Raw genomic sequence first — 13,784 nt, 5'->3', positions numbered from 1 at the left:
GTGATAATAATCGGCTTGCAAAAGTACGGCTTTTCTTTGAATTGGCAAACTATTTTTGTATATTTTTCCGGTTGCCTATTCTATTGAAGGTCTTGCTAATACCCGTTATTATTCATTCCATTGAGTTTCGGATTACTTTGTATCTCCTTCAGAGGGATAGGGAAAAGCTCGTGTTTGCCTTCTATAAAATTACGGTAAGCGGGATAGGGCTTATTCTCTTTCTGGTTTACAGAACTAGCTTCACCAAACAGTTTCAGTGCCTTCCCCAATACGCCCCAACGTATCAGGTCGTACTTGCGTTGTCCTTCAAAAGCCAGTTCAAGACCACGTTCCCAGTAGAGAGCCGTGCGGAACTTTCCTTCGGGGGTAGAGTCGTCGATGAAACTCAGGTTATGCGTTTTTTTCCGTGCGCTCATCATTTCTTCATAATTCGCTTCTGTAATAGAGGTAGCTTCGGCACGGGTACGGACACTATTCAACAAATCCCAAGCTTTCTGACGGTCGGTGCCTGTTTCATTGTATGCTTCGGCAGCCATTAATACGACATCGGCATAGCGTAAAGGACAATAATTCACATCGGCATAATTGATGTTCTTATTCCATGATTCTTTCGGCATCCATTCCCTGCGCCATTTTCCGACGTACCAACTTCCGGCACTTCTTTCTTCTTTTACATGTTCTTTTTTCGTGCCATTCCAGGTGTAACGATAGGTACAAATCGCTATGTCACGACGTTTATCCTTCTCTTCGAAGAAGTTGCGCCACTCCGGAACAACGATAAAGAAACCATTGGCACGTCCCATGTACTGATTCGCTTCGGATGCGGAGATTCCGGTAGGCTCCGCCACTTGCGGACCGTTATAAATTCCCCATGCTCCACCGTTGCGACGTCCCTGTGAATGATAGAAAGCAATCTCCCAAAGGCTCTCTTTCGTATTCAATACGCCTTGCGAGAAACTTTTGAAAAGCGCTTCATAGCCGCCGTCATAAAAGTCATGGTATCCTTTTGCTTCAAAGGCTTCCCATTCTTTTATCACTGCATCGAAATATTCTTTGCGCTTGCTATCGTCCGGGCGTTCCAACTGCCCGTTTGAGTGAAGGCTATATCCGGCACGTTGCAGATATACACGCATCAACAACGCACGGGCTGCTCCCTGCGTCACCCGTTCGGGAGTGGAAGAAGCTGTCGCCCAGTCCAGGTTGTTCTTTGCGAAAATAAGGTCGGTTATAATCTCGTCGTAAATCGTTTCACGGTCTACACGTTCACCGAAGGCGGATTCATAGGATGAAGAATAAGCGGTTTTGAAAGGAACATCTCCCCAGCCTTTCACCAAGTCGAATGCAAGGAAGGCACGCAGGAAACGGGCTTCGGCTTCCAATGCTTTCAGACGCATATTTTCGTTGTATCCCGTCATGCCGCTGATACCGTCAATAGTCAGGTTGGCACGGTCGATTCCTTCATATTTCAGTTTCCAAATGCTTTCAATCCATGTGTTCGTGGAGTTGAGTTGATAATGCGCGATGTCATGAACCTGATTGTCTGATTGTGTGCGGGCGGTATAATAGGTATCGTCCGATGCCGGAACAGCCATTTCGTACCAACCGTAATGGTTAAAGTCCGACAGGGAGCTATATATCCCGATTACTGCCATTTCCGCTTTTTCTTCCGAATCGAAATAGCGGTCGCGGTCATACTTTGAATTAGGTTCTTCCGTCAGCAAGTCCTCACAAGAGGTAAGTCCTGTCAGCAATAAGGCGGATGCGATATATAATAGATGTATCTTTTTCATGATTGCTATGTATTTAAAGAATTAGAGAGCTACGTTGAGACCAAAAATAAAAGAACGGCTGAGAGGATATGCTCCAAAGTCGACACCGGGTGTCAGACCGCTTTTCATTGTAGAGACTTCCGGGTCGAAACCTGTATATTTTGTCCAGGTCAGCAGGTTATTGCCCGTAGCATATAGGCGCAGGTTCTTCAATCCTACTCTCGCAATCAGGTGTTTCGGGAATGTATATCCCACAGTCACATTGCTTAGTTTTAAATAGGAAGCGTCTTCTACTGCCCAGGAGTGGATATAATTGTCTCCTTGCTGGGCGTCATGATAGGCGGCTACCGTTTTACCGGCGTTCAAAGCTGCCAGTTCTCCGGGGTCTGTTACTTTCTGCCCTGCGGAGTTGATGGTCATCCAGCGGTTGGAGCTGTTCATTACATCTAATGCATTATAGTTCTGGCTGCCTATTTTACTGGTAACCAGTTTAGTGGCGTTCAACACCTCGTTGCCATAACTGAAAGTAAGGAATACGCTCAAGTCAAATCCTTTGTAAGTAAAGGAGTTGTTCAGACCGCCGTAGAATTTCGGTTGGGCGTTGCCGATGATAGTTTTATCATTCTCATCAATAATATCATCCCCTTCGGTCAAATTTCTGAACTTCCACATTCCCGGCTGAATCCGACCCCTGTCACCATGATAAGGTACACCGTCCTTTAGTGTATAAGTCTGGGTGGAAGCATCGTAATTGAAATCATCTACCTGATACAAACCATCCGTGATGTAGCCATAGAATTGCCCCAAAGGTTCGCCGACAGCAATACGATGCGTATTTTGGTTAAAGCCGAACTTGGCTTCGTAGAGTTGTACCGCCTCACCGGTCAATGCTCTCACGGAATTCTTGTTGTGCGACAACGTCAGTGTAGTGTTCCAACTGAATTTCTTTGTAGAGAAGTTCACTGTGTTCACCGTCAATTCCACACCTACATTTTTCGTTTCGCCGGCGTTAATCAACATTGTCTGATAACCGGAAGAATAAGGTAACTGCGCATTCAGCAACAAATTACTGCTCCTATTAATATAAAATTCGGGCGAAACAGTGATACGCTGATTCAGGAAACCCAAATCTACCCCCATATTAAATGTCTTGTTCGCTTCCCATTTCAAATCTGGATTCGGTATCTGTTTGGAAGCATAACCGGGGGTGAGTTTATCTCCCATGGCTGTGGTAATGGAAGACATCAGGGCAAGGCTGTTGTAGCTACCGATGCGGTTGTTACCTGCCAGACCGTATCCGATACGGAATTTCAAGTCGGAAAAGAGGTTCAGTCTCTTTATAAAATCTTCTTCGCTCACACGCCAGGCTGCCGATACGGCGGGAAAGTATCCCCATTTATTGTTCTTGCCGAATTTGGAAGAGCCGTCCGCACGGAAAGTGGCGGAGAACAAATATTTGTCGGTGAAGTCGTAGTTGAGACGGGCGAAGAAAGAAAGCAGGTTGTCGTCAAAGTTTTCATCGGACGAAGCAACAGACGGAGTACCCAGGCTCATATCGCCCAGAATAAATTCATCGGTAGGCAGTCCGCTCACACCGGATTCGAGTACACGTGTCCAACGTTTCACAAATTCCTGTCCCAGTTGCACCACTACTTTATGCTTCTTCTGAAAGCGCTTGTCGTAAGTCAGGACGTTAGAGGTCTGGAAACTTCCGGTTTCCGTATTTCGGATAGAGCCGTAGATACCGCTACGTCTTCCCATAATGGACTGGTCGCCATAGAAAAGTTCGCGTCGGTATAGCTGGTAACGCATACCTGTATTGTTTCGGACGGTCAGTCCTTTCATTATTTTGAAGGTCAGTCCGCCATTGGCTTGCAAGGTACGTGTTTCCTTGTTGTCTTTTTCTTCGGCAGCGGCAATCAACGGATTTTGCATCACGTTACCGTCCGCATCGCTCAATACGGGGTCTTCTCCTGCCAACAACTCATCATCACTTCCACGAATTCCGATTGTAGGACGGTATTGCAGTATCTGCACCATTTTGTTGAACTTAGCGTCCACATTGCTACCGCCTTCGTTCGTTCCGTTTCCGGCAACTCCCGCGCCATATACTTTCAGATAATCGAAGTTGATACGTCCTGTGACGGAGAGACGCTTGTTCACTTCGCTCTTTACACTAAGCGAGATATTGTGTTTGTCGCTTCCGCTATACACCATGGCACCTTCATCTTTGAAGTAACCATAAGACATATTATAGTTCAGTTTGTCATTACCACCGTTCACGCCTACCCGGTAGTTCTGTGTAACGGTGGTACGTCCCATAGTACGGTCCAGCCAATCTATACCCTCACGGTTGGCATAATTTTCGTGCAAATCGACAAAGCCGCCGTAACGGGTTTGCCATGCCCGCATACTTTCTGCAGGGTCGGTGGCATCACCTAATGTTCTTTCATAATCCGCCAGTACGAATTCTTCCACACTCAGCACATTCAGACGTTTGGCAAGCGTACGTACGCCTACATATGAGTCGAAAGTAAGAGTCGCTTTTCCTTCACTTTTCGCACCGCTTTTGGTAGTGATTACCACTACTCCATTCGCTCCGCGGGCACCATAGATAGCTGTTGCCGAAGCGTCTTTCAAGACATCAATGCTTTCAATATCGGCGGGGTCGAGACTGGACATGCCGTCTTCCGTCGGAAATCCGTCGATGATATAAAGCGGTTCGTTGCTCTGCGTTATTGATATACCGCCACGTACACGTACTGACATGGCAGCTCCCGGTTGTCCGTCTGTCTGTATAATCTGTACACCCGCCATACGCCCCGCAAGAGCTTGGGTGACGTCGGACGAAGGAACTTTGAGCAAATCATCGCTTCTGACGGAAGCTACGGAGCCGGTCAGGTCTTTACGTTTTACTGTGGCATAACCGATAGCCACCACTTCGTCCAGCAGTACCGAAGCCGCTTTCATAGTCACGTCAATCTGCTTCCTTCCTTTCACGGGCACTTCCATGTTTTCCAGACCGATAAAAGAAAAGACCAGTACATCTTTAGACGGGTCGCTGACGGTAATGGTATATTTACCGTTGATGTCGGTGATAGTACCTGCGTTTGGTTTGCCTTTCACAGTTACATTTCCCCCAATCACTTCCAGTCCCTCGTTGTCCATCACCTTTCCGGTGACAGTCAGACTTTGGGCGTGAATGCCGGATATACCGACAAGCAGAAATAAAATACTAATAATCTTAGTTTTCATGATATTCTATTCTTTATTGATATTCATTATAGTTCATTGTTTTGTTACCGGGTTATCGCCCGGGTAGATACAGGTGCCCGGTCGGTCATCTCTGTCACTTTCCAAGTGCCGTTCATTTCATCATAAAGGATTGAGGAACCGGTGTACTGACGGGAATAAGAAGTTCCGTTCAACGCAGGATTATCTATTCCATAACTGAATACTGCCGGTTCCGTACGATGAGTAACCGTGAGCTTCGAGGATTTGGAAGCGTCAAGAACAGCTTCAATCGTCCAGTCACCTACACTGAAAGTATCACCTTCACGACGGATGGCAGACACGGATTCCTTCGTGTCGCCTACCTGAATGACAGCCAGAAAGCGAGTGGCGGAACTGCCGTCCACCCGTGCGGTGAGATGCCATTGATTTGGATAGTCTGCTCCTGTAGTAGCGGGTGGTACTGCAAAGCGGTCGGTCTGTGACAAGGCGAAAACGTGCCCGCCGAAAAGTTGAGTCACGGCAACAAAGCCTTTGGCATTATTATTGGTAGACAATGTCTTTTTCACAGCGTCAATTCCAAATTCCGTAGGACTATGCAATAACCACTCCCAACGGACAGCTTCCGAAGCTTCCAGTTCGTCGTACACCAACACGGTAGAAGGATGAAGCAAGAGTATATGCCGGCGATATTTAGTCAATGGAGTAGTACCGAAACCATTTTCAGGCGTTTGTGTAATACCTGCCTGCTTGAAGTAATCTATCCACATGGGGTCATTACTAATACCTCTGTAAGCATGCGAAGCGTCGCCCAGACAATAGCTGATATGTTGTCCGCCCATAGCGCGCATCACGCTACCGTAGCCTTCGGTGGAATAAGGTTGTCCAATGCCGTTCACCAACAGCGTATTGTGTGCCCGGGTATGGCGGTAAGACATCAGGTTATGCGCATCACTGAAATTCTGATAATAGCCTGTGCTACGATAGACATCGGCTCCTTTATACAGCAAGTTAAAAGCATTCTGACTGGCAGTGGTGTGACTACCCGAACCGAATGTACTGGAACGGAACGAGAGCGCAAGGTCTTTTCCCGTATCTTCCGGATGACTGTGCATAGCCACTTCGCCTGCATCTTTATACCATACCATTTTTGCTGCGTCCGCAGGGAAAGCAGTATCATAGTTCTGGTCGGTACACATACGGTAAAGACGTAATTCATAGTCCCGACGCAACAAATCCCGACATTCACCGGCATACCATGCGGCATAAGAGTCGCCTGTTTCACAAGCCAGGTAATCGGCAAAAGCAGCAATCAGGCGATTAGGCTCAGTGCCTTTTTCGCTGTTATCACCAAAGCCGTTAGTTTTCGAGCCCGGCGGACAAGTATAGACCATCGAACGTCCTGCATTCCGATACCACGGATGCAGCAGGAAATTCTGACGGGTAATGTATGAAAACAAAGCGGGCATATAAGCTAAAGTCAAGATATTGGCGCTAAAGTAGCCTGTACCATTGTGCCACACACCGTCACGATTGAAACCGGAAGCAGGGGCACGGGCTGTCCACAGTTCATAATAATATTCCAGCATCGGCAGCACTTCGGAAGAATAAGCCGGCTTGTCGTAGAGTGACAAAGCGACTTGGAAGAGAATACGCATATTCTGCTGCCAAAAATGATTGTCGAAGAGATGGTTTTCTTGAAAGCCACAATTCACCTTATAATAATAGCGTGCCACACGCATCATCAGTTCTTCGGCCGAGGTACGGTCGGAAGCAGATAGATTATCATAAAGCAGGTCATAAGCTGCAACGAGACACCAGGCGATGTTGCTGGCGGTAAAGTTGGATGCGAAAAGTTGTCTGTCGGCAGGCGGAGCGGCAATCAAGGCTTCGAGAAGCTGACGCAACTTTTCAGCATAAATTTCTTTTTGAGTCAGGTGATAAGCCTGATAGAGATAGGTGGCGTGTTGCCGAAGCTCTTCGGCACGGTTATACAGGTCGGTCATTGTCGTATAATCGGTATTCAATGCGAGAGTTGCACGGCTTTGCAGTTCTTTGTATTCAGGATGTGAAGCTACACGACTACGAGCTTCCTCGATACGTTCATCGAGAAAACAGTAAATACGGGGATGCAGACGGGGAGCGTTTTCTAAGAATGTCTTAAAAGTGGGTGTTACAAATTCCGGCGTATCATTCTTCACTTCAAAACGATAGGTCTGACTCCATTCACCGGGCATAGCTCCATTGGCATTAGTAGAGCGGAAACGCCAGAACCATGTGCCGGTATCCAAGCGGCGATGAGGATTATACATACACCATTCCTGCGGTTCGGTGACCAATGTTTCGGAACTGCTGAAATCTTCGGTACGCGAGAGGGAGAATTGCAGTCTTTCGCCTGTCTTCATAGCTTGAGGAACAATAAAAGGAGCTGGATTCAGATACAGTTCATTGTCTGCTTTAGGATAGGGCTGTGTGCGTATCTTATCCTGATAAGTATCGGGAGCTCCGGTGGGCGTCTCGGGCTGCGAACCGTCCGGTTCGGGTAGCGAGTCGGATGTGCAGCCGATGAACAACTGTACAGCTAACAAGAGGAAAACCGATAGGCGAAATGGAGTGTGCATATTATTTTCTTTTCTAGGTATAAGATTATGAGGGTTATTCTCTAAAGTTTCAAAAAGGGAAGAAAGTAAGAAAGTGGAATGGGGGCATCCCACTTTCTTGAAATTTCTATTGAGTAAGGTCGAGTGTTCAAAGACTTATTTGAAGATTGTAATCATGGGGCGGCAAAGAGCTGATTGAACACCTGTTGTTACAGATATACCTGCTTCTTGCGCATTGGTTACAACACCACTTGCTACATTAATGCGTACACCCGAGATATTTTTACCACTATTGACCGTACTGGAAGCATAGTACACCGTAGCAATAGGTTCTCTATCAAACATCTTGCCATTGACAAATTCAAACTCTGGTATATTTCTGAAATCTTCGCTACCGGTAGCAGATATATCTTTCATTGTAAACAATGTATTCATAAATGCACTCAATTGTGTCAATGTAGGAATATACCATGCACTCAGATTTTCACTATTGGAAGCATGTTCTCCTACCCATTTGTTATAAGTTGTTTTAAACGCAACATCTCCAATACCTGTAAGCAAAGCCTCTGTAGTCTGAATGCCATTAGTTAGCGCTTTTTCTGTTTCAACTAAAGTCTCTAATTTATCAATATTAAGAGCTTGGCGACCAGCCGCCACATTCTCTATCGCTACCGCATATCCGGCAATCGTTTTTCCCTGAAGTGCAGCTGGATAATTAGCCGGAACATCATCACCGATAACTTCCATCGCGAAAACGATACCAACAGCATCCGCTGCATCACGTACCACTTTACCTTCCGCATTGATATAACTGCCGACTTTCATTTCCAATGCTTCATAATCGGGGTCTACTTCTACGTCAACATCGAAGTTACCATCACCAATCTCAAACTTCGCCAAAATCTGCATATTGACATCCAAAGGTAATGCGTTAGTCGGTATCTTAATCACCTTATCATATCCACCACTTAATGTCATAGTAATTTCCTCTGCAAATTTCGTCACATCCGCAGGAGCAAAGAAGAAATTAGAAATCCAAGCTCCACTTGCCGCATTAAAACCTGCATTCGTATAAGTCACAGGAGCAGTAGAACTGCATTTACCTTCCAAAATATCATATCCGCTCAAAGCATTATATTTCACTTCCAGTTTAGTTGCCTCTGCTGCTACTGCCGGATTCTTCGGCTGTACACTAATATTAGCAAACGGACGCTTCAATGTCACGCTGGCATTACCGATAGTTTCCAACTTTCCGCAGAAAGCATCACAAGCTGCCATTAACGCAGCATTAGTCATATCGAATGACGCAGTGTTATATCCTACGGCTCTCAAATCGGCTGTATCATATACTTTACCAGCAGCACCCGCCGTCGGAACATATTCAGCCCAAAACAACGCTTTCGCTACATTCTTCTGTTCATCTACTGAGATTGTGAAGGATACCTTTCCGTCATTAACCTGTTTAGTATCCTGCGCACCTACCGTATTGCCTTCCGCATCCAGTAATTGCATGATACACTGCATCGTATAGCCATCAGGTATAGTGACACCCGCACGGCTGAGAGGATTATTGACAGGAGCCTGTACAGAGATAGTAACAGGAGCTTTGATTTCATTTCCATTGTCCGAAACGATTTCTTCTTGTCCGCATGATGTGAAAAGCACTGCGCACAAAGTCATTAGCGAATAAAATAAGTTCTTTTTCATGATTGTAATTTTTATGGTTAAGCAATTCTTAATTCATTTGTTATTAATTATAATTCTCCAAGGTCTACTTCCAAATCACCATCGTAACCGGGGTCGATACCTATTCCGCCATTTACGTCGGAAGTAAGGAAGTTACCGCGTACAGTTGTATTCTTACCTCGTTCACAAGGAATACTCAATATGGTACGTGCCAGTACTTCGCTCTTCTCATTCAGGATTTCCAGTTCCACCGGAATAGAAGCAGTTTCTCCGGCACCGGCCAATACATAGTCAAATCCCAGTTTCAGTTCTTGCGTACCGTCGGCAGGACGTTCAAAAGCGACCTTATATTCCATGTACATCAGCGAGTTCTTGGGCACATCGTCCCATAAGTTATATCCCGTAGGCAGATAATCGCTGTATTTCACGCGAACCGTAAAGCTCTCACCTTTCAAACTGCCCGTAGAGAGTTTATAGAGAAACGTCTCCACATCTTTCGCTATCAATTCATAGCGTGCCACGGGGCGGTATAATGTCACATCAAGTCCGGTTTCAGCTCCCCAGTCGTTACGGTAGGAAGTAAGGTCTACTGTCGTAGAAGCGGCAAACACATCTTTGTAGCGGCTGTTTCCTATATATTTTCCGGCAGGAAGAATGAAAGCCAGATTCTCCGCATCGTAAACAAGCCCTTGTTCCGGTGTTTCCGCATTCACATAGTCAGCCCACACCAAAATGCGATAATTGCGGGCATGCAACTTCATGCTGACGGGCAGAGTAGAACGGTTGAAATCTTCTTCATACACCGTTTGTCGTGCCACTACCTGCCTATCCAGGTAAGCCTCAACGATAAAACGTCGCAGATATTTGGTTTCCGCCGCACGGCTGACCGCCATCGGTGCCCGTTCCACCAAACTAAGATTCATGTTCAGATTGAGATTCAGCGTTACCGCCGTAGGGTCTATTCCCAATTCTCCGTCAGGAGTCATTTCCGGCTCTTCGTGCAGGCTGCATCCATTCACTAAAAAAGCAAAGAATAGCAGAAAAGTGCAATGTGCCAGTATATATAAACTATTTCTCATATTGTTATCGTATTTACAGGTATATTCCTATTAAGTTCAGAAGCGGTATACCAGTGACGCTCCTACACGGGTTACTCCCCAATAGTGGCGGACACGTGTATCCAATAATGCACCGTTGTCTATATTATAATAGGTATTATACTTCATATTGGCATATCCCAATCCCAGAGTAAACTCCGCTCCCCAATGTTCGGACAAAGGCAGTTTGTAGCCATAACTTAGTCCGGCTCCCAGCAAAGGGCGGTCGACGTCCTGATAACGGTTGTCGTTCCACTTCACGTTGAACCATGCCACATGGGCGTGCAGTCCGACAAAATGTCCCCGTCCCGCTTCGTTTCCTATCCACCAACGGGCTTCCGGTTGCAATGCCACGGTACGTACTCCGTGTTCACTTCCCAAGTCCCACAAGCTGCAAGTCAAAGGCAGTTCCACAGTTATCTTTTTGTGTACCTGCATTTCCACAGCGAGGTTCAAGAGAGTACAAGCGTCATACAACACGTTAGTTTTCAGTGCCAGGTAGCGTTTGCTGCCTAAGGCAGCCGCCTTCCGTGCGCCCGCTTTACCGGAAACGTCCTTTTTGCCCTCTTCTTTTTTGGCGGGAACACCTATAACCGTTACCGGCTTCTTTCCGTCCGGTTTGTAGACCGTCGTTTCTTCCGGAGCAGCGGAAGTCTGCACACGGGGCTTCGCCGGAGTCTGAGCCGACAAAACAGCTATACCCGATAATGCAGCCAACAGGCACATAGTTCTCATATTAAATTTCGAATGTCTCATAGTTCCGTATCTTTCATGTTCGTTTATCAGATTTCCAGTTCGGGCAATGTATCCCTCATAACTGTTTCATACCCGTCTTCACTGACAATAGTGGCTTCTCCCTTGTAAGTGATATTCACATTCTCCTTGGTGCTGCGGATGAAGAAAGAAGGAGCACCATTGGGCTTCAGGTTCACACTGATAAGCCACCCACCTACTTTGATACGTCCGTCGGACAGAATTTCCGGGTCTTTGGCGGGATATTTCAACGCATGCGTATTGATGATAGTGGCAAAACGATATACTTGTGCTTTCTCCGATGTAGCGGTAAAATGCCAGTGATTCGGATATTTCTTGAAGTTGCCTTTATCATCGGCGCGCAACCAGTTCTCTGCCGGATAAAAGAAACTGCTGGTAGTATCGGTTTGCAACGTTCCGCTTGAGAAAAGATAAGCATCCGACGCTCCTCCGCGGTTGGTAGCTTGAATGTGCACAAAGCGGTTGTCCGACTTATTCACCGTCATAGGATTTGCTGTGGTGTGCAGCAGGTAATTCCAGTTCACTGGTTCGTCTGCCACCAGTTCGTCATAGACGAAAATCAGTCCGGTCTTTCCCAAGTTCACGATGTGGCGGCGGAAAGTCTTCACATGATTCTCATCCCAGCCGTTTTCGGGTGTATAATGTACTTCGGACTGTTCGCCACGTGTCAGCCAAAGCGGAGAAATCACCTTTCCGTAAGCGTTGGAAGCGTCTCCCAACACATAGCCTATCTTTTCACTGGCGTAATAACGGGGAATCCATCCGTATCCCTCTGTTCCGATACGCTGCCCCATGCCGTTCACCAAAATACTGTTGTGAGCACGTGTGGCACGATGGCACAGCATACTGTGTACGTCCGTAAATTCAATATGGTGTCCGCTACTATAAAACAACGGCTGTCCACCGTAGAAAGTATTGAACGCATTCTGATTGGCAAGTGCATGAGAGGTAGAGCCGTAAGGGCTGGAACGGAAACTCCACATGGCATTACCGCCTACTCTGTCCCAATTAGTTTGGAAAGAAGCCAGTCCCGTCTCGGGAAATACGTATCCTGCAGGAAGCGCCGTCAATCCTTCGCCTTCCAGCAATGGTTTGTCGCATTGAAGACGAAACCAGGCAAGGTCACCGGGCTTGTTCAACAAGGCCTTTTTCATATATTCCGGTTCCACTTTCAAGGTGCGGCGTACAAAGTCGGCTGCATAGGTATTTCCGGTAAGGCGTGCCAGTGCGTCCAGATACCCGATGCGGATACTGTTAGGACGTCCCACATTCTGATGTGAGCTTCCGTTTCCACCGGATTTGGAGAAAGGCGGTTGTTGGAAGATAGTGTACATGATATTTCCCTGATACCAAGGGTCGGAGAAGAAATCATATCCGGTCAGTTTGCTATAATAATAAGGTACTTCTATCAAGGTACGGGTGTTGACCGTGAAGTAAGAGTCACCGTTGTGCCAACCGCCGTCTTTGTTTAATCCGGGGAAACGTGCCAGCCAGACATTATAACAGTAATCTACCCATGTATTTGCTTCGGGCAAATCACCATATACACTGAACGCCGCCATTGTCAGGATACGGAGTGTCATCTGCCATACATGATTGTCGGCAATGTGATTCTCCATGCGGTTATTGAAGTTATCATACATCTCGCCGCCTTTCACTCTGATTTCATCAAACAAAGTTTTCTTTTGCGCCGCGCTTAGCCGGTCATAGAAAGAATCATAAGCCATGGAGCAAAGTGACAACAGAGTGGAAGCGTTGAAATCACCTTTCACATTCTTGTCCTTGTCCCAACCTGCCATAATCAACACCCGTTTAATGGCTTCGTCGGCATATTTAGTATCCTGCGTCAACAGCCATGCACGTATCAGCGCCTCGGTATTTCCTTCTTCCGCATCAATAATGCGACGGCTCTCACGGGTAAGGTACGAATTAATCTGCATTTCATTTTTCAGATTCTTCACTTGAGAGGTATTAATATCTTTCACCGATTTCATCGGAGTTTGAAGCACCTTATCGGCACGTTCAAGATACCATTGTCTTTCCGCTTTCTCTTTACTGCGGTTCATAAAGTCCTTCCATTCATCCTTCATTATCCATACACGCGGATGGTCGGCAGGCAGTTTTGCCAGCAACGCTTTCAATGAGGGAGGACAGAATTTTCCCGGACGGTCTTCCACTGTGACCTGTTGCGTGCTTCCCCACACTACTTGTCCGTCTTCCATATATCCGAACTGCCAGTACCATACACCCGGTGCAAGCGGTTTCTCCGGATTGTAAAACGGCCAACGGGTATCCACCTGGGTGATGCCCGACTTAAATCCGGCATCTTGAGAATAGCGTAAGCGATAGGTAACTTTCGTTTTATCCACCTTCTTTACTTTGTGTTCGAATCCGTCCAACGGACTGTCCTGCGAGTTCATATCCGAACGGAGCGGCCATTGGAAAGAAACCGCACGGTCATTCACCACAGCCTTATCAAGCGGATAAGGAGTAGCACGCATTTCATGCATCAACGTTGTCTCCATCAACTTGATGACTGCTTGCTTTTGCGCATAAGTCATCTGTGCAGCCGCAGACAAGATTACGAATGAAATCAATAATACTTTTTTCATGATATCAAATGATTG

Annotated in this window: 7 protein-coding genes; all 7 read right to left on the bottom strand. The window is 46.5% G+C overall.

The features are described 5' to 3' along the window. Positions 1-95: 95 nt before the first annotated feature. Positions 96-1,790, bottom strand: a complete 1,695-nt coding sequence (locus RDN93_RS19930; RefSeq protein WP_308747105.1) for a RagB/SusD family nutrient uptake outer membrane protein — start codon at positions 1,788-1,790, stop codon at positions 96-98. 21 nt (positions 1,791-1,811) lie between these two features. Next, on the bottom strand, positions 1,812-5,024 hold the full coding sequence (locus RDN93_RS19925; protein ID WP_308747104.1) for a TonB-dependent receptor: 3,213 nt from the start codon (positions 5,022-5,024) through the stop codon (positions 1,812-1,814). Between the two features lie 44 nt (positions 5,025-5,068). Next, the gene (locus RDN93_RS19920; protein WP_308747103.1) at positions 5,069-7,621 is read right to left on the bottom strand and encodes a DUF4962 domain-containing protein; all 2,553 of its coding nucleotides are present in this window, start codon (positions 7,619-7,621) and stop codon (positions 5,069-5,071) included. A gap of 135 nt (positions 7,622-7,756) precedes the next feature. Further along, complete coding sequence (locus RDN93_RS19915; protein WP_308747102.1) at positions 7,757-9,307, bottom strand: hypothetical protein; 1,551 nt, start codon at positions 9,305-9,307, stop codon at positions 7,757-7,759. 47 nt (positions 9,308-9,354) lie between these two features. Continuing rightward, the gene (locus RDN93_RS19910) at positions 9,355-10,365 is read right to left on the bottom strand and encodes a DUF6562 domain-containing protein (protein ID WP_308747101.1); all 1,011 of its coding nucleotides are present in this window, start codon (positions 10,363-10,365) and stop codon (positions 9,355-9,357) included. A 36-nt stretch (positions 10,366-10,401) separates the two neighbouring features. After that, the gene (locus tag RDN93_RS19905; RefSeq protein WP_308747100.1) at positions 10,402-11,139 is read right to left on the bottom strand and encodes a DUF3575 domain-containing protein; all 738 of its coding nucleotides are present in this window, start codon (positions 11,137-11,139) and stop codon (positions 10,402-10,404) included. A gap of 26 nt (positions 11,140-11,165) precedes the next feature. Further along, positions 11,166-13,769 carry a DUF4962 domain-containing protein gene (locus RDN93_RS19900; protein ID WP_308747099.1) on the bottom strand — a complete coding sequence of 868 codons (2,604 nt, stop codon included), beginning with the start codon at positions 13,767-13,769 and terminating at the stop codon, positions 11,166-11,168. Positions 13,770-13,784: the final 15 nt, after the last annotated feature.

This window comes from uncultured Bacteroides sp. (genome assembly GCF_902491285.1).
GTDB lineage: Bacteria > Bacteroidota > Bacteroidia > Bacteroidales > Bacteroidaceae > Bacteroides.
Note: the sequence above shows the minus strand (reverse complement) of the source record. Positions and strands in the feature narration are given on the sequence as shown.